This window comes from Clostridium cavendishii DSM 21758 (assembly GCF_900141845.1).
Classification (GTDB): Bacteria; Bacillota; Clostridia; order Clostridiales; family Clostridiaceae; genus Clostridium_AG; species Clostridium_AG cavendishii.
Map to the genome: position 1 here is coordinate 69818 of NZ_FQZB01000015.1, position 26210 is coordinate 96027.

Genomic DNA, 26210 nt, shown 5'->3' on the forward strand with positions numbered 1-26210 from the left:
TTTTATTTAATTATACTACTATTATTTTTATAAGAAAATCCTGCCCATGAATAATTTTTAGGTAAGATTTTACTATTCTAATACATAGCAACATTGAAAATAAATGAATTAAATGGTAAAATTTAAGTTAGAAATACACTATTATGAAGTTTTATGACAAACAAAGGTGATAAAATGATATATTTATTAATAGTAGGAATAGTTTTATTTGTAGTTTCAACTGGGATTCTTACATTTTTTTATATTAAAAAAAGAAAACGTTCAATAATATGTATAGGTTTTCTACTGATAGGATTAATATTTATTTCAGCATATTGGGGTTCTTTTTTTGCACAAAAGTTTACAACTAATAAAGTAGCAAAAGTAGACACTGATAAAGATAAAAAGGATAACAAAGAAAGTAATAAAGACAATACTAACATAACTACAAATATTGAAGTAAATAAAGGAAATGATACTACTAATAAAGCTAGTGATAAATCAGCTGTTAATAAACTTGACCCATATGAAGCAGAACATCAACCAGATATAGAACATTCCAATGTTAATGATACAGCAAGAGCTTTTTTATATTTATATTATAATTTAAATCCTAATAATGTATATGAGCATAAAGCTGAACTTAAAGAAGCTACAATTATATCTGGTGCTATAATAGATTATTTTAAAAAAGAGAATCACTCAACAGAATTAAAAAAAATAAATAGTACTATATTTTTAACTTTCGGTGACAAGATGAGGATTAATGGACTAGATCGTAATATTTACACTTTATATTTTAGCGTTGATTGCAAAAAAGATGGAAAAGATACTACTGAAAGTGGGGTTGTATACTTGGGTGAAGATGGAAAGGATACTTACAAGGTTTTTGAATGTGAGCAATTTCCTGATGGTTATTTAACTGAAACAAGGGTAGCAGAATTAAAAAAGAATATGTCAAACTATAAAGATAAGGTTTTTGATGTATGTAAAAAAGCTTTGAAAATAAGATACAGTACATCAACCGATAACATTGATCAAAAATCTAATGCACTTAAAAATATTATGACTCCAAAAGAAATTAAATCAACTATAGATTATATAAAAGAAAGTAATAATCAATTTAAAATTACAGAAGTAAAGGATTTATCAATAGACAGGTATAGGTTCGGAGCTCTTAATAGAGAGTTTTCTTTAAATTTTGATATAGATGGATATATAGAAGGGACTAATAATGGCGAAGTGCAGTATAGCACTGTAAAATTAAATGTATCAATAACTAAAGACTCTACAAATATAACTTATATTAAATAGTGTTTTATATATTGATATGACAGTATAAAATTTTTCTGTGAAGGTTTAATGAGAGTGTGAAGACACTATATTAAGAGACTTTCTATGAGTGCTATGATAATAACATAGAGGTACAAATAGTTTTTAAAGTAATAAGGAAAATTTGATAGACAAGCAAACTATTAACTTTTAAACCCCATGAGTAAGCACTCTGCTTTACTACTGGGGTATTATTATATTTGAAATTCATAAATTATATATGTCGAATCTTTGAAGTTTTCTTTTTTTAGATTATATGTAATAATGTGTAAAATAGAGCTGACTATATTCTTAAAAAATTAATTAAACTATGAGATACTTTAGGTCAGATAAAATCTATATAAGGGGAGTTGTAGATGGATACTGTTAATATTAAAAGAAATATAAGAACTGCATTTAAGAATAAAGATAACGCTAAAATAAAGATGCTTATTGGCGATGATAAGGAAATATTAAATATGGTTACTGCTTTTGGTACATGGTTACATGTTGCAGCGGATTTTGGAAATCTTGAGATGGTTGAGTATCTTCTTAACTTAGGGCTAGATATCAATACTGAAGGTGGAACTTTCGAATGCGGAGCTATTGGCTATGCAGCAAGTGCTGGTCATATTGATATAGTAAAATATTTGTTAGATAAAGGCGCTATAATTGATACTAGTACTGCATATAGGAATCCAATTTTTGGAGCGATTTATAATGGACATAAGGATGTAGTAGAGTTGTTGGTTGAGGTGGGGACTGATATATCTATTAGATATACCGGAGAGAATATTAAAAATATGAATGCATATGAATATGCAAGAGTCTTTGGACAAACTGAAATTGCGGAGTATTTGAGAAAAATAACTAATGAAAAATAACTAGGTGAAGGTTATTTATTAATATCATATTAAGTAACTAGATTCTTATTAGGAGTGATTAGCATGAGGAGGATAATGCAACTTAAAGTTGCAAAGAATGATAAAAAAGAAGTTAAAGGTTGGTGTAAGAATAAGGTTAAATCCGATTATAATAAGTTTATTATAATGTAAAGGAGATTCTAAAATATGAGCTTTGGACAAAATATTCAATTTTTAAGAAAAATGCATAAAGGAATGACTCAAGAAGAGTTGGCAGAAAAAATGGGAGTTTCTCGTCAAACAGTTTCAAAGTGGGAACTCGATGCTACCTATCCTGAGATGGATAAGGTAGTAGAACTATGTAAACTTTTTTCATGCTCTATGGATAAGCTAGTGAGGGAAGATATAAGCATGATTAATGAAGCCTATTCAAATATTAGAGTGAAGGAAGTAGAGTCATTTTCTTTTATATTATAATGGCATCTTTTATGATAATATACGTGGAGTTTTTACAGATTATGATTTCACCAGATTAGTAGCATATTTAGAAATAAATATTGTAAAATAAGCAGAGTATGTAGTACAATCTGTTCAAAATTTATTTGAGTTCTAAATATAAAAAATTATTTGTGTTTATTTTTTATAAAAATTTGATATAATATAAATAAGAAAAGCTTAGTGCGCTAACACTAAGCTAATCCTTAGAACATTTATTTTGTTTTAGGGTTATTAGATGAATTAAATAGATATTTAATTAAGAGTTAAAGCACTAATCATTGGAGGATGGGTGCTTTTTCTCTTTGCCATTAAGTTCTATATGAATACCAAGAAATTTAATCTTGATAACTAACTTAGAAATAAAAAGATTATGTTTTAGAACTAATTTAATAATATAAATAGTGACAAAGCTTTTTATATTATTATAATCCAGATGTTTATTAACTTCTATTTTTAAAATTAAACTATTTATAAAGATGATAAAATATATCAAGTATTTGTTATTTTTGTAATGTATTATCTAGATATAAGCTAAAAGTGAGGTATGTTTATGGGGTACTATATCAATATTCAAAAGGCAATAGATTATATTGAGAATAATTTAGATGAAAATATTAGGATTGAAGATATAGCTAAGGTTGCAGGTTACTCTGTTCCACATTTTTACAGAGTATTTGCACCACTTGTTGGTTGTTCAGTAAAAGAATATGTTCGAAAAAGAAAGTTAAGTAATGCAATGTATGATTTAGCAACTTCAACACGGAGTGTTACAGAAATAGCTTTTGAATATGGTTATGGCTCACATGAAGCATTTACAAGAACTTTTAAATTAGCTTATGGTGAATCGCCAAGTAGTTTTAGGAAGAGTCAAGCAGAGCAATACTTATTTGAAAGAATTAATTTACTTTCAAGCAATAATAAAAATGGAAGAGTAATATTGAAACCAGAGATTATATGTAAAGGTGAGAAGTTACTTTTAGGTATAGAAAGAAAAATAAATCAGGGTGACAATATAAAATTGGGGCTTTTATCAAAAGTAAAAAATGAGTTTATGGAAATGATAGGTGGGATTGAGAACAGAGTAAATACTGAGTTGTATTATTCAGCTTATGATTATAATGTGAAAGATATAAACAAAGGTAATAATGAAATTAAGTACACTTATTTTTATGGGGTTGAAGTATCAGAATATAATGATATTTCGAAAGGTATGGTTAAGAAGGTTATACCAAAAGCTAAATATGCTATTTTCAATTATGATATTACGAATAATACTTTAAATGGTGAAATCCTAAATAGACCTGTATATGATTATATTGATGGTGTCTGGCTTCCTAATTCCGGTTTAGAACTTTCCGAACTTTCTGATTATGAGGTTGTCAATCAAAATGAAAATTTTATTGATTATTATATCTCAATAAAATAACACTAAGTTACAAGTGACTAAAAATAGTTGAGCTATAATATGATGGAATGAATAGGATTTTTAATGAAGGGAATGATTTTGCAAAAATAAAAAGTTGAAATATGAATAAATATTTTTGTGAAATCAATATAAGGGGGAGAAGATGTTTTTTTATGATATAGAAACTGAAAGGTTATTTCTTAAAAACATATCAATGGATGACAGAGAGTTTATATTTAGACAATTTTCAGATGATGTAGTCAATAGATATCTCTTTGATACAGAGCCATTAACAGATGTTGAAGGTGCAGATGAAATTATTGGTTTTTATATACAACCTGAACCACGATTGCAACATCGTTGGATTATTGTGAGAAAAGCAGATGGGATTAAAATGGGTACATGTGGGTTTCATTGCTGGAATCATGAAGAGGGTAAAGTTGAAATTGGTTACGACCTTAAGGAAGAATTTTGGGGAAATGGTTATATGCAAGAAGCGATGAAGGAAGTTATAACGTTTGCAATAAAAAATATGAGTATAAAAGAGATAAATGCATGTATTTTTATCGATAATAAAAGGTCAAGCCATCTTGTCGAAAATCTTGGATTTGTTTTATCTGGTTCAAGATATGAATTGTTTAGATGTAAAGAATATTTACATAATATATATTCACTTAAGCTAACCTATTTAGCATAATTTACAGTTTAATAGTATAAAAAATAATGTATTGATATTATGTTTAACAATAATATTGTGAAAACTTTGTTTACTTACTCAAATACTAGGATGTGTTATCAGAATATGAAAAATAAAATTAAAAACCTCATTTACTATTGATGCGGAGAAACGTATCATAAGTAAATGAGGTTCTTAGTCTTAGGCATTGATATAACTTGCCTAAGACTATTTTCACAAGTGAAAATATTGTATAATAAGTAATAATATATTTACATAATATTACATAACAAAATATGGGTGTAAAATCAATGTGTTAGATTGTTAAGGTATATAGTAGATTATTTATATACCATTTACTACCTAATATTTATACATTAGAAATTGCAACTTAAAGTTGCAAAGAATGATAAAAAAGAAGTTAAAAGTTGGTGTAAGAATAAGGTTAAATCCAAGTATAATAAATTTATTATAATGTAAAGGAGATTCTAAAATATGAGCTTTGGACAAAATATTCAGTTTTTAAGAAAAATGCATAAAGGAATGACTCAAGAAGAGTTGGCAGAAAAAATGGGGGTTTCTCGTCAAACAGTTTCAAAGTGGGAACTCGATGCTACTTATCCAGAGATGGATAAGGTAGTAGAATTATGTAAACTTTTCTCATGCTCTATGGATAAGCTAGTTAGGGAAGATATAAGCATGATTAATGAAGCCTATTCAAATATTAGAGTAAAAGAAGTAGGGGCATTTTCTTTTGTTAAATATGCAGTTATAAGTATGGAACCAGAAGAAGATGCCATAAAACATATAAAAGATTGGGCTAATAGTAATAGAATTAATTCCCCACAAATAATAGGGTGGGATTTTCCAAATGTATCACAGGAGCAAATCAATGTATATCATATGCATGGATATGCTGCAGCCTGTATTTTACCTTCTAATTTTAAAGTAGAGTGTGATAATTTGGAGATTGTCACTCAAAAAGAACAACAATATGCAGTTATTACAATCAAAGAACCTTTTATTGACCCATTTACTCTTATTCCTAATGCATACAAGACACTTATGATATATATAGAAGTGAATTGTTACAAATATAAGCAGACTAAAGATATTATAGCTTGTTTTGAAAAGGTGTATGAGAAAGATAGTGTTTGTTATATGGATGTATATATTGCTATTGAGCGTTGATTTTCTTTAAATGAAAAGAGCGTTTTAGGGTATTTATTATAATAACTATACAGAATTTATTTTGTAGGTAGGAGGATTTATGGATATCAAAATATTATCACAACCTTTAGAGGGGCTTTGTGGACAAACTTGTATAGCTTTGCTTAAAAACATATCTGTTGAAGATGTTGTTAAGCATACAAAGTGTGGAAAAAATAAAATGTCAGGCAAAAAGTTATTCCAAGCATTAGATTTATATGATATAAAACGTGCAGACAAAATGAAGTACACAAGAGGAAAAGTTGTAGAATTACCAACATGCTGTATTCTAAGTGAACATGGGCATTTTCTTTTATATTATAATGGCGTCTTTTATGATAATATACGTGGAGTTTTTACAGAGTATGATTTCTCCAGATTAGTAGCATATTTAGAAATAAATACTGTAAAATAAGCAGAGTATGTAGTATAATCTGTTCAAAATTTATTTGAGTTTTAAATATAAAAAATATATATGTTTATTTTTTATAAAAAAATGATAGGCAAATAGTAATTTGTAATGCACATTATATACAATGAGGAGGTTAGTAAAATGAAAGATTTTCCTAAGTTTATGAAAAACGAGTTAAATCATATTGATAGTAGTCAGCAAAATACAAAAGATATTGATGGATACTATTTTGAAGGTAAAGATGGTAGTCAAATGGCTTATTGGACTTATTATGCTGATAGAGATTCTAAAGAGCAGGTACATGAATTTGATGAATATACGGTATGTGTAGAAGGAGAATATATTGAAATATTTGAAGGAATTGAGCATATTCTGCATCCTGGAGATGAAGTTCTTGTTCCTAAAGGGACACCACATTATGGAAGAGTAAAAGCAGGAACAAGAACGATTCATTGCTTTGGTGGTAAAAGAATTAAATGTAAATAGCAAAGTCTAATTTATATTATTGAGGTTAAAATTTTTAAAATAAAAAGATTATGTTTTAAAACTAATTTAATAATGTAAATAGTAACAAAGCTTTTTATAATTAACTCTAGCATATCCAATACCACTCCCTAACTATGATGAGTACAATGGGGACGTAAAGATTAATAATCTTTATGTTCAGTATAAGGAATACCAAGGGGAAAAACCACGTAGCCATCATACTACGGAATCTTCAGTTTGTACTTTAGAATTATGCAATACTTATGTAGATATATATATGAGAATAAAACGGAGAAACCTCATTTGTAGTAGTTACGGAGAACCGTATTATAAGTAAATGAGGTTTTTGTTAAAATTAAGAGTTAAGAATAGTAGCTATCTAATTGTGTCTGAAGCTACTATTTTTATATTTTAAAATAACCTATATATCAAAATTTGCTGAATGTTATTTACCAATTTATTCATACACTTAGATATATATCTATATAATTTACTGTAATAGTATTTATATCAGAAAGGATAATATTATGTCAGAATCAAAGTGTCCCATGACAGGAAGAACAAATAAAGCAGTGGTGGGAGAGGGAACCACTAATGAGTATTGGTGGCCAAATCAACTTAAGCTTAATGTTCTTCGTCAAAACTGCCCCAAAAGCAATCCTATGTCTACTGATTTTAACTACGCTGAAGAATTTAAGAAATTAGATTACTATGAATTAAAGAATGATTTATATAAGTTAATGACAGATTCTAAGGAATGGTGGCCAGCTGACTATGGTCACTATGGACCATTTTTTATTCGTATGGCTTGGCACAGTGCAGGAACATACAGAATTGGTGATGGTAGAGGAGGTGGAGGACAAGGACTTCAACGTTTTCCACCTCTTAATAGTTGGCCAGATAATATAAACTTAGATAAAGCACGTCGTTTACTTTGGCCAATTAAAATGAAATATGGAAATAAAATATCCTGGGCTGATCTTATGATATTAACAGGTAATTGTGCATTTGAATCTATGGGACTAAAGACAATTGGGTTTGGTGGTGGAAGAGAAGACGTTTGGGAACCACAGGAGGATATTTACTGGGGTAGCGAAAAAAAGTGGCTTGGTAAGGAGCGTAATAGAAATCAAAAAGAGCTTGAAAATCCTCTAGCAGCTGTACAGATGGGATTAATCTATGTAAACCCAGAGGGGCCAAATGGAAATCCAGATCCTAAGGAATCAGTAAAAGAAGTAAGGGAAACATTCACTCGTATGGCAATGAATGATCAAGAAACAGTTGCACTTATAGCAGGTGGGCATACCTTTGGTAAATGTCATGGTGCTGTATCACCTACCTATGTTGGACCAGAGCCAGAAGCTGCACCTATAGAACAGCAAGGTTTGGGGTGGAAAAATAGCTATAAAATTGGTAAAGGACCAGATACCATAAGTAGTGGACTTGAGGGTGCATGGAAGGCAGAGCCAACAAAGTGGTCAATGGGTTATTTAAAAACATTATTTAAATATGAGTGGGAATTAGTTAAAAGTCCAGCAGGAGCATACCAATGGCTTGCTAAGGATGTGGATGAAGAGGACATGGTAGTTGATGCATATGATCCATTAAAAAAGCATAGACCTATGATGACTACAGCAGATTTAGCATTAAGGTATGACCCTATTTATAAAGCTATAGCAAAGGATTATCTAGAAAATCCTAAAAAGTTTGAGGTGGATTTTGCTCGTGCATGGTTCAAATTAACTCATAGAGATATGGGACCAATATCAAGATATCTTGGACCAGAAGTTCCAAAAGAAAATTTCATTTGGCAAGACCCAGTTCCAAAAGCTAACTATAAATTAATTAATAAAAAGAATATTTCAGAGCTTAAGAGAAAAATTTTAGATTCAGATCTTTCAATATCAGACCTTGTAACAACAGCTTGGAAATCTGCATCAACATTCCGTATATCAGATAAGCGTGGAGGAGCAAATGGGGCAAGAATACGCCTAAAGCCACAAAGAGAATGGGAAGTTAATGAGCCAGAAAGACTTAACAAGGTGTTAGAAGTACTAGAAAAAATTCAAATGAGTTTTAATAGTTCACACTCAAAGGACAGGAAAGTTTCTTTAGCTGATATTATTGTATTAGGTGGGTGCTTAGGCATAGAGCAAGCAGCAAAAAATGCAGGGTACAACATAACTGTTCCTTTTACTCCAGGACGTACAGATGCAACTCAAGAGGATACTGATATAAAGTCATTTAATGTACTTGAACCTAGGGCAGATGGATTTAGAAATTATATGAAAGACAACTATGAAGTAAAATCAGATGAAATGTTAATAGATAGAGCACAACTATTATCACTAACGATTCCAGAGATGACAGTATTAATTGGTGGTATGCGTGTGTTAAACACTAATTATAAGGAATCACAGGAAGGGGTATTTACCCATAGAGATGAATGTCTTACAAATGATTTCTTTGTAAATCTTCTTGATATTAATACTGTGTGGAAGGCTATACCTGATATTAAGGAAATGTTTGTAGGTTATGATAGGCAAACAGGGAGTGTGAAGTGGACAGCGACAAGAGTTGACCTTATATTTGGTTCAAATTCACAGCTTCGTGCAGTCGCAGAGGTTTATGCATCTAATGGCAATGAAGAAAAGTTTATACAAGATTTTATAGCAGCATGGAATAAAGTAATGAATGCAGACCGTTTTGATGTTGAACAATATTATTAAATAAAAAACCTCATTTGCAGTGATTACGATGAAACTTATCATAAGTGACACTCCAAATCTTAAATTTGGCTAGTGGAACTTACTCATTCGAATGTGTGTGAGAAGGAGTTTCCTTTGGAATAAGTAGCCTTAACCATTGAATTTACTTGGTTAAGGCTGTTTTTGTAGGTGAAAATACCGTATCATAAGTTAAAGCATAATAAGTTTGGTAGTGAAAACTTACAAAATATGATTTGATTAAAAAGTTAAGAGTGATTATAAAACCCTAAATTATAGCACAATAAATTGGGGGAATTATTGTTAGTTAAATAAAGTATTTGAAATTAGTTGCATATTTAGTAGGTATGAATTCAATTACTTCATATTTAGCAATGTTTTTTTTATAAAAAGGGTCTTCAGTTATTATAGTATTAACTTCATTAATGTCTTGCGCATTACAAAGAATGATCCCACCTGTACGTGGATTTTTTCTTCCAGAACAAATAAATTTTTTAGTCTTATAATATTTTTCAAGAAATGATATATGGCTAAGTAAATAATGTTCTACTTCATCAATAGGTTTAATATAGGTAAGATTTAATATAAACATGTTGATTTTCTCCTTTAAATAGTTTATTATAATAATGACCATGGTCACTGACTATGGTCATTATTATATGCTTATTAATGTAAAAAATCAAGAAGGGAATAGATATGTTAAGAAAAGAAAAAGCTATTTTTACAAAGAATAAAGTATTTGAGACTGCTATTGAATTAATTAGAGAAAAAGGGTATGAAAATGTTACTATAAGTGAGATATGTGAAAAAGCTGGTGTAGCAAAAGGGACTTTTTATGTTCATTACAAATCCAAAGAAGATATTGTAAAACAAAGTTACTATTCTGATATGAGTGAATATGTTATAAATAAATATAATAATTTAGTTTCAGAACATAAAAATATGAGCATTAAAGAGAAAATAGAGAAATTTCTTATAGCAGAGCTTATGTTTACTAATTATGTTGGATATACAATGACATGTCGTGCCTATGTAACTAATTTAACTGAATGTATATATGAGAATAGTAAACATTTTGAAAGACGAAAATTTGTTAAAGAATTAAAGATGTTAATTTTAGAAGGCATTAATCAAAAGGTGTTTGAGACAAATCAAACTGATGAAGAAATATTTTTATATCTAGAAAGTTTAGTAAGAGGGCTCATGGCTTCATGGTGTTTTTCAAATGGAGAATTTGATATTGTTAAAAAAGGAGAAAAATATATTAATGAAATTTTAAAAGGATTATAATTTAATGGGCATTAAGTTGGCTAAAGATGTGAAAATAAATGATACCTTAACAAATAATGATATTTTCAGTAAAAAAATTTACCTAATTTCCAAATGAGAGTAATTTTATAAAGTAGGTTTATTTTTTATAAAAGTTTAATATAATATAAATAAGAAAAGCTTAGTGCGTCAACACTAAGCTAAGTCTTAGAACATTTATTTTGTTTTAGGGCTATTGGATGAATTAAATAGAGATTTAATTAATAGTTAAAGCACTAATCATTGCAGGATGGGTGCTTTTTCTCTTTGTCATTAAGTTCTATATGAATACCAAGAAATTTAATATTGTTGGATATTACATCATAATTATGTAAAATAAACATAGCGGTATTAAATGGGAAAACCTAACTTGGAGTAGTTATGGAGAACCGAACCATAAGTGACACTTCAAATCTTAAATTTGGCTAATGGAACTTACTCATTCGAATGTATGTGAGAAGGAATTTCCTTTGGAACAAGTAGTCTTAGGTGTTGATATGACTTGATTAAGGTTGATTTTATAGGTAAAAACACCGTATGGTAAGTAATGATAAATTAACAAAATATATTATAATAAAAGAGGGAAATAATTCTTTAGTGATAGACAAATAGGAATTTGTCATTGAGACTATTTTATTAATAATAAAGGAGTAATTGTTTTGAAGACAAATAGATGCATAGTAGAAAATTTAAAGCACGATGATTATGATGATGTAAAACTATTATATTTAGATAATGAGGTTAGAGAATTCCTAGGTGGAGCTATTTCAGATGAAAGATATAATAGTAGTTTTAAACAAATGATAAATAATAATGAAGATTCATTATATTGGGTTGTACGTTTAAAAAATACCAATGATTTTATTGGATTAGTTTCTATAGATACACACCATGATGGAGTTTCCAAGGAACTTTCTTATCAATTTTTACCAAGTTATTGGGGGAACGGTTATGCTTTAGAAGTTATAAGAGAAATTCTAAAATTTATATCTACAGAGTTGAATATTAAAAGTATTATATCTGAAACTCAAGTAGCAAACAAGGCATCATGCCGCCTTTTAAATAACTTAGGGATGAAAGTAGTAGATAAAGTATATAGATTTAATGCAGAGCAACATATATTTTCACTAAAGTTGTGATTGGGTATGTTGATTGATAAATTCCAATTTATAAGATGAATTTTAAATTTAATTACTGTATATAAGGCAATACCTAAAATAAATTGAGAATAGAGATATAAGTGTATAAGCTATAATAATACAAGGTATTTAAAAAGTAAGGAGGCAAATATTAATGGTAAAAGTAACTGAAAAAGCAATGGCTGAAATATGCCAGAAGATTTCTATTGATGAAAAAGAATTGGAGTTTCTTGGGGGAGGTCGTGAAGATTCAGATGGAAGTGTGTATACATATAATTCAAGCAGTGGTAAGATGGCATTAAAAATTCTTGCAATATCTGAAGATCAAGCTAATTGAAAATATTAAAAATCCACCTCAAATATTACTTTAACGAGTTTATTTTATGGGTGCAAAACTGATTGTAAATCATTAGACAGATATGCTATTAGTGCAATAAAATGACATGTAAAAACCATTTTACATGCTAAAAAGTAGTGATGTAAAATAGGTTTGATAGCATGAACATGCTCCAAATTATAGAATGTAAGCAGGAGGAATATCAAAGTGGACATTAGTAAACAAATAAAAAAATACAGACTTGATTCAAAGTTATCGCAGGAAGATTTGGCTGAAAAAATATTTGTAACACGCCAGACAATTTCAAACTGGGAAAACGGTAAGAACTATCCTGATATAAATAGCTTGGTACTATTAAGTAATCTCTTTGACGTTTCTCTTGATATTCTAGTTAAAGGAGATTTGGAGGAAATGAAAGAAGAAATTAAAAAAGAAGAAATTAAAACAGATGACATTAAAAAGTTTAACCGTGACGGAGAAATCTTTACTTTATTACTTATTGCAACAGGAGTATTGGTCTTACCACTATTTCTTTTCTTAGAATTTATTGGAGTTGTAATTTGGTTGGTAATATTTGGTGCTACAATGTATTATGCAAGACGCGTTGAAAAACAAAAGAAAACTTATGATGTTCAAACATTCAGAGAAATCATAGCTTTTACCGAGGGAAAAAAACTTGATGAAATTGAAAAGAAGTGTGAGATTGCAAAACGCCCATACCAAGACGTGATCTCAGTAATTTGTTCGGGATTGATTGCAGCAGTTGTCACTATAGGAATGTATTTTTTATTTAGATTAGTTGGGTATATCAAATAGTTACTGATTTAAAAATTTTAATTTATCTATTAGTTAAAGATTTTTAAATGGAAAAGATTAATATATGTTTATTAGGATATTTTACTAAGAATGAAATAGGAACAATATGTCCAGATGTAGGCGAAGCTACTATAGATTGATTATTTTTTCTTAAGTATAAGTTTTAAATTATTTATAATACTGCCGATATAGGTATAAAAAACAGGACTTACTGTAATAAAGTAAGTCCTTGGTACATTTTTTATAAAAAATATGATGCAAATATAATATAGATTAGGCATTAATCATTCAGATGAATATTTTCATCTAAAAAATTAATCCAAGCATTTTTAGTAAAGTTAGAACATATACCATAGGTTTGAAGTTTAATAATCCAGTTTTTAAATCTTAAATAATCTAGTTCAATTTTTTTCTGCTTAATATTTGTCATAATATTAATAGTTTTTTCAACATCATTAGATTTTATATAAGCATAAACACATTCCAGTATCAAACGTTCTTCAGTTTTAGATGCATCTTCTAAATATTCACCCCATTCGTGCCATTCAGATTCAGATAAATCCTTTAAATTTTCAATTGGAGGATAAGAACTGAAAGAATAATATTGATTAATAATTTTAAATCCTAATTTTTCCGCAGTCGCAATTGAACCTTTGTTAGAATCTACACAAAGCCAATCAATTTTTTCATATCCCTTTGTAAAACAATCTCTAATAGTTGCAGCAGCAGCTATTTTCGCAAAACCATTTTTTCTATATCTTTCATCTGTGTATATCCCAATTGCAATTGTCTTTTTAAAACTACAATCACTTAATGACCAACTCACAATTATCTTGTCATTACGTATTAAATACCCTGTGCCATATTTTTTGAACTTTTCATCGTCACTCCAATTTTCAGCCAATATTTCTAGTATTCTTTCTGAATTTTCAAAGGAGTTTTTTCTTAAGAAAGATATATCGACTTTTTCTAATATATAACCTTCTTTCAAAGGGGCATTACAATCCACAAATTTATCATTAAATAACACATAATGCCTTCTTTTATATTTTCTAATGAAATGATTTTTATGAATAGTTGGTATTTTATCCATCCATTCACAAGAATCAGGAACTAATTGATCCCAAAAATCTAGTTCTGAAGACACCTCAGAATTAAACACTTCATCATTTGAATTACCAGCAATTAAATTACACTCACTAGTCTTTATCAATGCTGAAGTTGGATTATCAATGTTGTTTACATATATCTCACCAGGATTTTCACAATTGATAACAGAAAATACTGATAATTCATCTTGAGATTTAACTAAATGGGTTATTTTCTTAAATTCTTTACTATCTAATTTAATCACTCTATCTCTCCTACATCTATCATTTATTATGAATGATTTACTTTAAATTGCCGAATTCTCAGGTTAATAGTAAATATTATACCTATATTATACTGTATTTACAATATTTGAATTAAAAAGTATTTTTATAATAAAACTTTATTTTTTTACTAAGTGTTTCTGTAAGTGGAATAAATTCTGAAACATATTTTTTTGAAAAATACTGTCATAATCGATAATATGGTGGTGACGATATTTTCAGTTATAAAAGCTGTAATATTAATAAAAAAAGAAATGATAGATTAATCTAATGATAGAAACAAGGCATACTAACATCCTTAAGCCTTGGAGTTAAATAATGTAAAAGTCTCACTTGCAAGTGAAACAGAGAAGAGTACCATAAGTAAATGAGGTTTTTATTATTAGATGTGTTGAAGGACTTACTGGTCATCAGTAAGTCCTTGGTATTGGTTGTTAGACAGTTGTGATACATTATGAATAATGTAAAATAACTCAACTGCATCTTATATTTATTAGTGGAGGCTAATCTCCCTCCAGGTATTAGTTACCAGATCAACAATATTATTGGCTGCATTTTCTCTAAATGGCATTACATGCCCATGATATGGAAAATAGATTAAATAACTATAAAGTGTCTCAAAACCACCTTTTTTCCATTCTTCTTTAGTTGGAAGATAACCTGTACAACCATTTGTATATCCGTTTAAGAATAAAAATGGATTATGAGTTATTGCAGCAGCATCAAGTGAGATTTCGCAGAAAATTTCTTCAGGTACACCACATAAGCAACCATTATTTATTTTAAGAAATTGCACTTCGCTTTGTTGGAATTGCTCTCTTACGTGTGAGTTTCTCAGCCTTTCACATTCTGAAAGCCAGTTTGAAGCATCCATTCCTGAATCTGTGGAGATTTTTAACGCTTCTGTCTCTGTAGGCACATCAGAATAGTGTTTAACTTCCTTTGATAACATCTGAATATCTACTATATCTTGTATATCAAAGCATAGTTTAGTCGCAGAATTTTTCAGTATATCAACTATTCTATTTATATCTGAAATATTGCCTCCATGCATTTTATCTACTCCAGCTGGCTTGATGTTTCCGGCAGCCCCTTGAATCATCATTACCGGACAAGAAAAGTAGTTTTCTAATGCTTGTCGTGCTACACCAAAGTAATCGCTAGAAATTAATTCATTGTCACCCATCAGAATATTTGCATGAGCTGTAATTCGTAAAATAACTGCGATGGAGTTTCCACTTTTTGAATCTACTAATTTTAATGCTCCCAACCTGTTATCAACTATAGTACAACCGTCTCGGCGATTATCCCCGATATTTGTAGTTGTAAGCGACCAGCCACCTTTGCATGGAATAAGTCTTGTTTTTGCATTTTCAACACATTGCATTATTTGTTCACACATAAAATGAAAATATAACTCTCCATTCAATGCGCTCGAATCTGGACAAGGGGCAGCATGCGTATGAGAAAAATTAAGCATTATATGTGAAATTTCAGTATTAAGTTGACTTGCCACTTTGGTACGCAAAGTATTCGCAAGTTGAGTAGTCAGTCCTAAATTATCAATAGTAATAAGGCAAAAAAAATTATTATCATTTTGAAATAATAATATTTGAGCAAATAATTTATCTAAAATTCCTTGTGATTTGCAACTATTACCACCTACCAGTTCAACTTGAAAATTAGGAGTAATATCAACTTGAGAAAATGATGCTTTATATATTTTTTTATTGTTCATAGACTTTCTCCTTCATAATTTATTTTTATTTATAAAAGACAAAGTCTTTATAGGCATGAAATTTACTTCATACAAGTTTCAGCCTAAAAAGACATTGTATGAAGCATAAACAATCATTAGTTTCATTTTACCACCTCTTACGGAAATATAAATTTTGAACTTCTCATTTAACTACAGTTGTGTCATTTGATTTTACTTTACTAAATTAATATAATAAGCTAATTATAGCATAATATGTAAGTGTAATAAAGATGTTAATAGTATCAATAAAATATGTAAATATATACTATTACTCTTAAATAAAGCTCTTATTTTAGTGAATTAAATGATTTGAAAAGCAAATGAAAAATTACTATATCAACTCATCTAAAAAGATTAGGAGAAACCTATAATACTGTACCATCAATAATGATATATTTGTAAAATATGTTATAATTGATAAAAATGATGTTGCAATGTAATATAAGTAATAATTTAATAATCTTTAAAACAGGACAAAATATAACACAAAAAGTCGGGAGTAACCGCTTGAAGAGAGATAAGATATATTTACAGACAGGGGGAATGATTATGGGATGGATTGAAGGAATTGGTGAAGCTATTAATTATATTGAGGAAAATATCACTGAGGAAATTACAATAGAAGATGTTGCAAAAAAAGCATTTATGTCTCCGTTTTATTTTCAAAAAGGTTTTGCAATGCTTTGTGATTTTACAGTAGGAGAGTACATTAGACAACGCAGGCTTACACTTGCCGGCAGTGAGCTTGTTTCTACTGATAAAAAAATTATTGATATTGCTCTGAAGTATGGCTATAGCTCACCAGATAGTTTCACAAAAGCTTTCACTAGATTTCATGGTTTCACACCTACTGCTGTTCGAAAAGATGGTGCAATGATTAAATCGTTTGCTCCACTTAAAATCAAATTTTCATTGGAAGGTGGTTATATTATGGATTACAAGATTATTGAAAAAGATTCGTTTACTGTGATTGGGGTGTCAAGGATGTTTAAATATGATGGCTCAGGGGCAGAAATTCCACAGTTTTGGACAGAGCATTATGAAACAGGAAAAGGGAAATTTATATGTGGAATGTATGGAGTATGTATAGATGAAAATACGAGTTCAGATGAGTTTGAATATTTAATTGCAGACAATTATGATCCATCTAGAGAAATGTCTAACGGATTTGTTACAAAGATTATTCCTAAGCACACATGGGCTGTTTTTGCTTGTAAGGGAGCAATGCCGAAAGCTCTACAAGATGTGAATAGAAAAATCTTCTCAGAATGGCTACCTAATTGCAAAGATTATGAAATCGCAGCAGGTTACAATATTGAGATGTACACAGATGTAGCTGATTATCCTCAAGGTAATCAAAGTGAAAATTACTACAGCGAAATTTGGATTCCTGTTAAGAAAAAATAACTGTAGGATTTAGAGTTAGATGTATATAATTTTTTATAATGAAGAGGAGGTATAAATAAGAAATCCAGAAAATGAAAATAGTAGCTTTCAATTACGAGTAAGGACTACTATTTTTTGATATTTTATCTATAAATAATTATACAAAGTTTGGTTAGTAGAAAGTATAACTTTGATTTTAGGAAAAGGTGCTTCATTTATTGGTAATAGTATTAATAAAATGATGACATTTTAATTAGATTAGATGAAAAATGGATAATGGAATTGAAAAACAATTAGATGAATTAAATAAAGATTTAATTAAGAGTGAAGCACTATTCTTTGTAGGATGAGTGCTTTTTCTCTTTGCTATTAAATTCTATATGAATACCAAAAAATTTAATCTTAATTTTTAAGTGATGTATAAAAAGATTATCTTTTAGAATTAATGTAATTACAAAAATAACTGATTTATAATTCAATTCATATGGGAGCTTTTCTATATTTTTTAGAAGTAACTTTAACCCATAAAATATTTTCCCAAAGAGTTTCAATTAAGTAAAAGGAAAAGTAAGTATGGTTTTGTAGTAAAACTATTCTTAAATATAATATTATTGTTAACGAATATAGAATGTAGTATAGTAATTATTAAAAAGTAAATGTATACATAGTCATTTGGAAAATTGAGCTTATAGAGGAGAGAAACAAATGATGGGGATAACTAAAAGGCAAAAACAAATTCTGACTAGAATAATAGATAGCGCAGGCTATGTTAGTCCTAAAGAATTATCTAATAAGTTAGAAGTGTCCACAAGAACTTTAAGAAATGATATTTCAGAAATTAATAGTTATAATAATATACAAGTTGTATCTATGGCAAAAGCTAAGGGATATTATATTAAAGAACATGAACTTGCCAAAAAAATGATAGAAGAATATGGTGATGATATTCCTAGTACGGTTGAAGAAAGAACAACCTATATTATAAATAAGCTCCTATATAGAATGGATAGTATAGATATATTTGATTTGGCAGATGAATTAATGGTAAGTGAATATACAATAGAGAAAGATTTAAATAGGGTTAAGATTTTATTTAATGATGAAAATAGTAATATAGAGATGAAAAGGGTTAGTAATAAAATATTCCTAGAGGCAAGTGAAAGAGAGAAAAGAAGTCTATTGTGCAAATTAATATTAAAAGAGCAAAAAGATAATGTTTTTGATATAGATAGGTATGAAAAAAACTTTAAGAATATTGATATTAGGGAAATAAATAATATCTTAAGAAGCTACTTTTCTGAAAATGACATAAGAATGAACGATTTAGCTGTAATTAATTTAGTGGTACATATACTTATTGTTTTGGAAAAGGTAAGGAACAATTTTAATATTAAGGATGATAATAATTATTTAAAAATATTAAACGATGAAGATATTAAGATAAGCAATGATATATGTGAAAGAATAGAGAGGTTAGTAAATATTAGCATTCCTAAAAAAGAAAAAGAGTATATTGCATTACTTATATCAGGAAAGAGAATGTTCATACATGATAGAAGTGAACAACAAAAAGGTAATGAGAGGGTTACTAGTTTTATTAGTTATATAGTTGATAAATTACAAAAAGAATACTTATTGAATCTTAGAGAAGATATTGAATTTATATCTGCTTTAAAACTTCATATGGAAAACTTATTAATTAGAAGTAAAAAGGGAATATTTATCCAAAACCCTTTGATTTATACAATAAAAAAGGTTTATCCTTTAATTTATGATATGGGAGTATCTATAGCATTAGAATATGAAGAGACTTTTGGTTACACACTAAATGATGATGAAATAGGGTTAATTGTATTACATTTAGCGTCTTCTATAGAAAAGTTAAATGAAAAAAATTGTAAGGTTAGATGTTTTGTTATTTGCCCTACAGGAATATCTTCAAGTAATTTATTGAAAAGTAGATTGATTAAAATGTATTCTGATAAAATTAATGTTATAGGATGCCTATCAATACAGCAATTAAAGGATGTAAGAGAGGAGTCTGTAGATTTAATAATATCAACAGTTCCAATTGAAGAAACTTTGAGAATTAAGACCATTGAATGTTCTCCATTCTTATTAAAGGATGATATTAATAAATTAAATAAAACTTTAAATTTATTAATGAATAAAGAAGAGAGTAATGAAATTTCTAAGTTATTTGATAAAGAGCTATTCTATAGAGATATAAATCTAGAAGATAGGATGGAGGTAATTGAATATTTAGTTGAAAAACTTTATAGAAAAGGCCATTGTCCTAAAGATTATGTAGAATATGTACTAAAAAGAGAAAAGGTATCTTCTACAGCTTATGGTGGGTTAATAGCTATTCCCCATCCTTTAGAAAAGGTAGCATATAATAACAAAATAGAAATTGGAGTATTAAAAGAACCAATTATGTGGGGCAAATATAAGGTACAATTAGTATTTTTATTTTGTTTAAATAGTGATAAAAATCTGAATTTAGATGCTTTTTTTGAAAAATTAATTTCCCTTGTTGAGAATCAAGATGTAATGAAAAAACTTATAAATTCTAAGAGTTATGAGGAATTTGTAGATGTATTTATTGCTGATTATACCTAGAATGAAATCGTTATATACTTTTTCCGTTTGAAGTGGAAAAAGTATATTTTTTTATGGAGAATTTCTTAGTTATAATATGATTATAAGATATCTTATTAGAAAAGAAGTTTGGAGTGTGACTTTAATGGATGAAATGAACGAAGTAGAATTTAATTTAATAATGCATAGTGGAAATGCAAGAAGTTATGCTATGGAAGCAATAAAAGAAGCAGATAAGGGTAATTTTGAAAAAGCTAATGAATTAATTATAGAAGCTAAAAAAGAACTAGTAAATGCGCAAAGAAGTCATAGTGGGATTATTCAAGATGAAGCGGCAGGAAAAAAAGTTGAAATAACTTTATTATTAATGCACAGTGAAGACCATTTAGCCTCTTCTACCATAGTAGTAGATCTAGCGAAAGAAATAATTAATCTTCATTGTAAGTATAGTAAGGAGGAAAACTAATATGGAGAAGTTTTTATGGGGAACAGCTACAGCATCATATCAATGTGAGGGTGCATGGGATGAAGATGGAAGAGTAGAATCAATGTGGGATAATTACTTGCACAATAATAATTTAGAGGATGGAGATGTAGCTTCAGATCACTATCATAGATTTAAAGAAGATATTAAGTATATGAAAGATGGTGGCCATAATACGTATAGATTCTCATTAGCATGGCCAAGAATTATAAAAAATATAAATGGAGATGTAAATCCAAAAGGAATAGAGTTTTATCATAAAGTTATTGATGAATGTATAGCTAATGGTATTACTCCATTTGTAACAATATATCATTGGGATCTACCACAATTCCTAGAAGAAAAGGGTGGTTGGATTAATAAAGAAACAGTTGAAGCATATATACATTATGTAAATGTAGTTTTTAGAGAGTTTGGTAAAAAGGTAAAACATTTTGTTACATTTAATGAGCCAAGATATTTTATTTTTTCAGGATATAAAATAGGAAATTATCCACCTGCATTACAAAATACTGAACTTACTATAAAAGGATCATACTATGTTATGTTAGCTAATGCTAGAGCAATTTCAGAATATAAAAAACTTAATTTAGATGGAAAGATAGGAATAGTTCATAGTTTTGCTCCTGTTTTTGGAGTTGATGACACTTTAGAGACAAAGATAGCTATGAGAAATGCTGATAATTTTATGAACAATTGGATATTAGATACTGCTGCAAAAGGAGAAATACCTATAGACTTATTAACTAGATTAAGTACAAAATATAACCTTTCATATATTACACCAGAAGATATGAAAATAATTAAAGAAAATACTGTTGATTTCATAGGACTTAATTACTATGCTAGAGCACTGGTAAAACCATATACAGAAGGTGAAACAACTCTAATAGTTAATAATGCAGGAAGTAGTGCAAAGGGAAGTTCTAAAGTAATAATAAAAGAATGGTTTGAGCAAGTATTTGATCCAGCATCAAAATATACAGAATGGGATACGGAAGTTTATCCAAGAGGACTTTATGAAGGTATAATGATGGTTCATAACAAGTATAACTTACCAATTTATATTACTGAAAATGGAGTAGCTTCATATGAGGATGTATCAGGTAATGAACTAATAAATGATGATTATAGGATTGAGTTTTTAAACGATCATATCGCTGCAATTTTAAATGCTAAAGATGAAGGAGCAGATGTAAAAGGTTATTATATATGGTCTACAATGGATTTATATTCATGGAAAAATGGATGTAAAAAAAGATATGGATTAATTGCAGTAGATTGGGAAAATGGATTAGTAAGAAAACCTAAAAAGTCTTATTTTTGGTTTAAAAAAGTATGTGAAAGTAATGGAAAAATCATTGATAGGAGGAATGTATAATGAATATTATGTTGGTTTGTAATGCAGGGATGTCAACAGGTATGCTTGCAAAGAAGATGGAGAAGTTTTCAGAAGGTAAATGTACTGTAAAAGCATATGGAATAGCAGAATATATGGATCATTTAGAAAATGTAGATATTATATTAGTAGGTCCACAAATAAGGTTTCAATATGAAGAAATAAAAGACGCAGTAGCTAACATACCAGTTTTAAGTATTGATCCTATTAAATATGGAAGTATGAATGCAGAAGCGATTTTAAACACGGTTTATGATGAATTAGGAGGGGAAAATAATGAGTAGCCTATCGCAATTTAATTCATTTTGTGAAAGAAAGGTTATGCCATTTGCTAATAAAATGGCTAAACAAAGACATTTAGCTGCAATGAGAGATGCTTTTATGAGTTTACTTCCAATTACATTAATGGGAGGAGTAGCAGCTATATTAAAGTCTCCTCCAATTACAGGGAATACTACGAATGTATTTCTATTAAAATGGGCTGAATTTGCTACAAATAATAGTGAAATCTTAGATTGGTTATTTACATTTACACTAGGAGGAATGTCATTATACATTTCTATTGGGATTACACATTTCTTATGTAAACATTACAAAATAGAGTCATTTTTGCCAAGTTTGTTTGTTATAGTAGGATTCTTTTTATTAGTAACAAATCCAATTAAACTAGGTTATGAATCAAAGTCTATTGAGATAGCTTATATAGATGGGAAGGGATTAATTCCAGCTATTCTTATTAGTATACTAACAGTAGAACTCTATAGATTTATGAAGGTAAGAGATTTTGGAAGAATAAAAATGCCAGAAAGTGTTCCAGCTAGTTTAAGTGACGTATTTGCAGCTTTTGTACCTGGATTTATAATAATAATAATATATATTAGTATATTTACTATTTTCAATAAAATGGGTGCAACTTTACCTAAGTTCTTATTTAGTTTATTAACACCAACTTTTAAGGCTGCTGATAGTATTTTCTTTGTAGTAATTATAACATTATTAACTCATTTATTATGGTTCTTTGGAATACATGATGCAGCATTAGCAGGTATAATGGGACCAATTAGAGATGGTAATCTATCAATCAACGCAGCAGCTCAAGTTTCAGGACAGCAACTTCCTAATGTATTTACAACACCATTTTGGGTATACTTTGTAGCTATTGGAGGCTGTGGAGCGGTTTTAGGATTAGCAATATTGCTTACAACTGCTAAATCAAAACAGTTAAAAACAATCGGTAAAATGGGAATTGTTCCTGCAATATTCGGTATTTCTGAACCATTAATATTTGGTGTACCATTAATGTTAAATCCAGTTTTCTTGATACCATTTATTTTTGCAGCAACAATTAATGCTATAGTTGCCTTTCTGGCAATGTCACAAGGCATGGTAGAGAAAACGTTCTCTATGTTATCATGGAATATGCCATCTGTAGTGGGTGCATTTTTCTCTACATTGGATTGGAAAGCAGTTGTACTTGTAATAGGATTAATTATAGTTGATATGATTATATATTATCCTTTCTTTAAAATTTATGATAAGCAACTTTTAGCTCAAGAAGAATAAAAAGATTAAACATTTATATATATAAATAAAAAAAGATTGTATCTTATTTAGGTACAATCTTTTTATGTAGGTATTAAAATAAAGATAATTATTAAATAAAATTTATAAACTAAATTTTTTAATTATTGTCTCATAAATTTTATTAATATTTAAAGAAGCTATTATATCAGTTACGCTAAAATCATCTTCATTGAAGGAGATAATGCATTCATTTTTTTGTGTATTAAGTACTATTTTCACATCTGCAATTATCTCCGTGCTGTAGTTATCATCAGTCCCATAAATTAGTATGTCTGCATTATAAGTATCTTCAATCAAATTTAGAAGGTTCAAATCTTCCTTTGGTACATATTCTACATTATATAAAATACTATAAGCTAAGGAATCTGCTGCAATAGCGCAATATCCATCATTTTTAAATAACTTTTGAAGTTCTAAAACAAAGCTTAGATGCATTGAATCATTATAATCATGAATAAAAATTACAGGTATAGTTATTGTTCTATTTTTTTTTAAAATACTTGTATAATTGCTTTTATATAAGGATGAGGACCACAGAGTAAATCTTTTAGAGGGAACAACCCATTTTTCAATTATTGAGTCATCAAATAAAATTAAATTCTTTCCATGATGTTCTATAAAAGATATTAGATCATTTAATGCATTTTTACAGTTTTCAATCTTGAAATAATCCATATTAATAATTATTGTATCTACTTCAGTTATTCTATCTAGTTGTCCTGAAAGTATTTCTATAACTTCATTAATTCCCTCTTCTAGGGTAAAATTTTTTATTATAAATTCTTCTATAATCGCAGTAGATGGAAAGTTATTAATAAAATTTTTGGAGCTAAAAATAATAGCTTTTTCTATCCAATCAATTCTAGGATAAAAAGGTATAAGTTCTTGCTTGATATCAAAATTAATTGACCTCTTATATAATTCCCTCTTAATATTAAAAAGCTCTAAATCTTTATTTTCTTCAATTATTTTGGCTACTTCTGCTGTAATTAAGGGGGCTGCAAAACTATTGCAACAGCTACTTTCTCTAACTTCTCCAGAAATTGTTTTTAATGAATGTACTCCATTTGCGACAATTTCAATTCCATCAAAGCTATAAGGCATATAGTAATATTTATGAGGTTGTATATTGATATCATAATAGCACCTTACCCCTAGTACCATTGAAAGGGAAGCTGGATAAGTAAAAACATTCATGTTGTTGCAGGCAGCAACTATAATAACTCCATGCTTATAAGCTTTCATAACAGTCTTCTTAATTAGATCAAAGTCTCTAAAATTGATAGTTCCCAAGCTAAGATTTATAAGTCTAATATTATTATCTATGCAATAATCTATAGCTTTTATTAATTGAGCTTTATTACCTAGCTTTGTAGCCTCATTTAATATCTTTATACTCGAAATAGTAGAGTTAGGAGCATATTTTTTAATTATTGCTGCGCAGGTAGAGCCATGACTATATGCATACTTATCATATTGGATTCTTTCAATAACCTTTAATTCTGAATTAATCTCTATATTTTTTTCTAAAATTATTTCCTCATAAAAGGTTTCGTTAACTCCATCATCGATTATAGCTATGTGCACTTTATTATTTTTCATTTTAATTTTCATTCCACCTTTTTAAGCCAATATTATTATTTTTAGATTGTAGTTAGAGTATATAGGTGAGTTTTAAACTATTTTTTTTATTTCACCTTCTGATTTTATTATCTTGGATATTACCATATTAATCATTTTTATACAAGTATTTGCTTTAGGTTCGTTGCAATTTACATATTATGTGATATAATTTAGTTATTATACAATAATGTATAATATTAACAATAGGAGTTCGCTTTTTAAAAAGTGAATATGTTAATATTTTAAATACCAATAAAATTTTATTACTTCTACTTAAACAATGAATAATATTTGAATATATTCAGTAATCATATCAATAACTTGTAACTTATTTACACTACAATAGTTTCAATTTTCTCTGTAATCTTACACCCCCTACAAAACGTGTCAGGCTATCAATCATAAATCTACAATTTGCCATTTGAAATAATATTAGATTTGCTTTCTTATTAGTTCAGCGCGCGTAATATTAATAAGAATTCAAATAAATAAACCATTATTCAAAAGAATTTCGCGAATTTTTGAGTATTGGAAAAATTAATGAAAGTGAGTGAAAAAATATGAAAAAGTTAGGTAAAAAGTTAACTAATTCACACGAAACAATAGAGGCATACTATTGCGCTTATTGTAATGAATGTAGCACTTGTGGTTGTCCTACATGTTTTGGTAACATGACTCCAGCATCCGCTTCTAGTCAAGTAGCTGCTGGCAACAGTAACAGGTATAATTTAGCTAATAATATGCAGTTCTAAGATTATTCTATAAAGGTTGTTACAAGCTCATTTTATTTTGAGTTTGTAACAATACTACTCATTTTAAATATTAAGGGATGGTGA

At 28.6% G+C, this 26210-nt stretch carries 24 protein-coding genes; 20 read left to right on the top strand and 4 right to left on the bottom strand.

Annotation, left to right across the window (positions count from 1 at the left end):
* Nucleotides 1–153 precede the first annotated feature (153 nt).
* The 9 genes from BUB01_RS17240 (at nucleotide 154) to katG (ending at nucleotide 9568) form a co-directional block, all read left to right on the top strand.
* Nucleotides 154–1293, top strand: coding sequence for a hypothetical protein (locus BUB01_RS17240; protein ID WP_207650001.1), 1140 nt, complete (start codon nucleotides 154–156; stop codon nucleotides 1291–1293).
* 374 nt (nucleotides 1294–1667) lie between these two features.
* Entirely contained in the window at nucleotides 1668–2174 is a 507-nt protein-coding gene (locus BUB01_RS17245) for an ankyrin repeat domain-containing protein (RefSeq protein ID WP_072990948.1), read from the top strand.
* Between the two features lie 186 nt (nucleotides 2175–2360).
* Nucleotides 2361–2630, top strand: a complete 270-nt coding sequence (locus BUB01_RS17250) for a helix-turn-helix domain-containing protein (RefSeq protein ID WP_084108946.1) — start codon at nucleotides 2361–2363, stop codon at nucleotides 2628–2630.
* A gap of 571 nt (nucleotides 2631–3201) precedes the next feature.
* Nucleotides 3202–4077 (top strand): AraC family transcriptional regulator, encoded by an 876-nt coding sequence (locus BUB01_RS17260; RefSeq protein ID WP_072990952.1) that lies wholly within the window; start codon nucleotides 3202–3204, stop codon nucleotides 4075–4077.
* A gap of 142 nt (nucleotides 4078–4219) precedes the next feature.
* On the top strand, nucleotides 4220–4753 hold the full coding sequence (locus BUB01_RS17265) for a GNAT family N-acetyltransferase (RefSeq protein WP_072990954.1): 534 nt from the start codon (nucleotides 4220–4222) through the stop codon (nucleotides 4751–4753).
* Nucleotides 4754–5227: 474 nt separating this feature from the next.
* Complete coding sequence (locus tag BUB01_RS17270; RefSeq protein WP_072990956.1) at nucleotides 5228–5923, top strand: helix-turn-helix domain-containing protein; 696 nt, start codon at nucleotides 5228–5230, stop codon at nucleotides 5921–5923.
* A gap of 79 nt (nucleotides 5924–6002) precedes the next feature.
* Nucleotides 6003–6356, top strand: coding sequence for a hypothetical protein (locus tag BUB01_RS17275; protein ID WP_072990958.1), 354 nt, complete (start codon nucleotides 6003–6005; stop codon nucleotides 6354–6356).
* A gap of 138 nt (nucleotides 6357–6494) precedes the next feature.
* Nucleotides 6495–6839 (top strand): cupin domain-containing protein, encoded by a 345-nt coding sequence (locus BUB01_RS17280; protein ID WP_072990960.1) that lies wholly within the window; start codon nucleotides 6495–6497, stop codon nucleotides 6837–6839.
* A 527-nt stretch (nucleotides 6840–7366) separates the two neighbouring features.
* The gene (gene katG / locus BUB01_RS17285) at nucleotides 7367–9568 is read left to right on the top strand and encodes a catalase/peroxidase HPI (RefSeq protein ID WP_072990962.1); all 2202 of its coding nucleotides are present in this window, start codon (nucleotides 7367–7369) and stop codon (nucleotides 9566–9568) included.
* Between the two features lie 304 nt (nucleotides 9569–9872).
* Here katG and BUB01_RS17290 read toward each other — a convergent pair whose 3' ends face one another.
* Nucleotides 9873–10157, bottom strand: coding sequence for a YciI family protein (locus BUB01_RS17290; protein WP_072990964.1), 285 nt, complete (start codon nucleotides 10155–10157; stop codon nucleotides 9873–9875).
* A gap of 104 nt (nucleotides 10158–10261) precedes the next feature.
* Between BUB01_RS17290 and BUB01_RS17295 the strand changes: the two genes are divergently transcribed.
* From BUB01_RS17295 to BUB01_RS17310, 4 genes are all read left to right on the top strand, one after another.
* Nucleotides 10262–10855: a TetR/AcrR family transcriptional regulator gene (locus tag BUB01_RS17295; RefSeq protein ID WP_072990966.1), complete on the top strand. Its 594-nt coding sequence runs from the start codon at nucleotides 10262–10264 to the stop codon at nucleotides 10853–10855.
* 677 nt (nucleotides 10856–11532) lie between these two features.
* The gene (locus BUB01_RS17300) at nucleotides 11533–12012 is read left to right on the top strand and encodes a GNAT family N-acetyltransferase (RefSeq protein ID WP_242958429.1); all 480 of its coding nucleotides are present in this window, start codon (nucleotides 11533–11535) and stop codon (nucleotides 12010–12012) included.
* 154 nt (nucleotides 12013–12166) lie between these two features.
* Nucleotides 12167–12349, top strand: a complete 183-nt coding sequence (locus BUB01_RS17305; protein ID WP_072990971.1) for a hypothetical protein — start codon at nucleotides 12167–12169, stop codon at nucleotides 12347–12349.
* Nucleotides 12350–12556: 207 nt separating this feature from the next.
* Nucleotides 12557–13165: a helix-turn-helix domain-containing protein gene (locus tag BUB01_RS17310; protein ID WP_072990974.1), complete on the top strand. Its 609-nt coding sequence runs from the start codon at nucleotides 12557–12559 to the stop codon at nucleotides 13163–13165.
* Nucleotides 13166–13445: 280 nt separating this feature from the next.
* Here BUB01_RS17310 and BUB01_RS17315 read toward each other — a convergent pair whose 3' ends face one another.
* Nucleotides 13446–14519 carry a GNAT family N-acetyltransferase gene (locus tag BUB01_RS17315; protein WP_072990977.1) on the bottom strand — a complete coding sequence of 358 codons (1074 nt, stop codon included), beginning with the start codon at nucleotides 14517–14519 and terminating at the stop codon, nucleotides 13446–13448.
* Nucleotides 14520–15031: 512 nt separating this feature from the next.
* Nucleotides 15032–16276 carry a hypothetical protein gene (locus tag BUB01_RS17320; RefSeq protein WP_072990980.1) on the bottom strand — a complete coding sequence of 415 codons (1245 nt, stop codon included), beginning with the start codon at nucleotides 16274–16276 and terminating at the stop codon, nucleotides 15032–15034.
* A 570-nt stretch (nucleotides 16277–16846) separates the two neighbouring features.
* Between BUB01_RS17320 and BUB01_RS17325 the strand changes: the two genes are divergently transcribed.
* The 6 genes from BUB01_RS17325 (at nucleotide 16847) to BUB01_RS17355 (ending at nucleotide 23730) form a co-directional block, all read left to right on the top strand.
* Nucleotides 16847–17704: an AraC family transcriptional regulator gene (locus BUB01_RS17325; RefSeq protein ID WP_072990983.1), complete on the top strand. Its 858-nt coding sequence runs from the start codon at nucleotides 16847–16849 to the stop codon at nucleotides 17702–17704.
* Between the two features lie 684 nt (nucleotides 17705–18388).
* Nucleotides 18389–20305, top strand: coding sequence for a BglG family transcription antiterminator (locus tag BUB01_RS17335; RefSeq protein WP_072990989.1), 1917 nt, complete (start codon nucleotides 18389–18391; stop codon nucleotides 20303–20305).
* Between the two features lie 124 nt (nucleotides 20306–20429).
* Nucleotides 20430–20750 (top strand): PTS sugar transporter subunit IIA, encoded by a 321-nt coding sequence (locus tag BUB01_RS17340; RefSeq protein WP_242958430.1) that lies wholly within the window; start codon nucleotides 20430–20432, stop codon nucleotides 20748–20750.
* A gap of 1 nt (nucleotide 20751) precedes the next feature.
* A complete protein-coding gene (locus BUB01_RS17345) occupies nucleotides 20752–22149 on the top strand; it encodes a glycoside hydrolase family 1 protein (protein ID WP_072990991.1) in 1398 nt (465 codons plus the stop codon).
* Nucleotides 22149–22451 carry a PTS sugar transporter subunit IIB gene (locus BUB01_RS17350; RefSeq protein ID WP_072990994.1) on the top strand — a complete coding sequence of 101 codons (303 nt, stop codon included), beginning with the start codon at nucleotides 22149–22151 and terminating at the stop codon, nucleotides 22449–22451. Before BUB01_RS17345 ends, BUB01_RS17350 begins: the two co-directional genes overlap by 1 nt.
* Nucleotides 22444–23730, top strand: coding sequence for a PTS sugar transporter subunit IIC (locus BUB01_RS17355; RefSeq protein WP_072990997.1), 1287 nt, complete (start codon nucleotides 22444–22446; stop codon nucleotides 23728–23730). The genes BUB01_RS17350 and BUB01_RS17355 overlap by 8 nt, the downstream gene beginning before the upstream one ends.
* Before the next feature lie 102 nt (nucleotides 23731–23832).
* On the opposite strand, the gene BUB01_RS17360 is transcribed toward BUB01_RS17355, so the two are convergent.
* Nucleotides 23833–25353 carry a S8 family serine peptidase gene (locus tag BUB01_RS17360; protein WP_072991000.1) on the bottom strand — a complete coding sequence of 507 codons (1521 nt, stop codon included), beginning with the start codon at nucleotides 25351–25353 and terminating at the stop codon, nucleotides 23833–23835.
* 581 nt (nucleotides 25354–25934) lie between these two features.
* Here BUB01_RS17360 and BUB01_RS17365 point away from each other — a divergent pair.
* Nucleotides 25935–26126, top strand: coding sequence for a CLI_3235 family bacteriocin precursor (locus BUB01_RS17365; protein WP_072991003.1), 192 nt, complete (start codon nucleotides 25935–25937; stop codon nucleotides 26124–26126).
* Nucleotides 26127–26210: the final 84 nt, after the last annotated feature.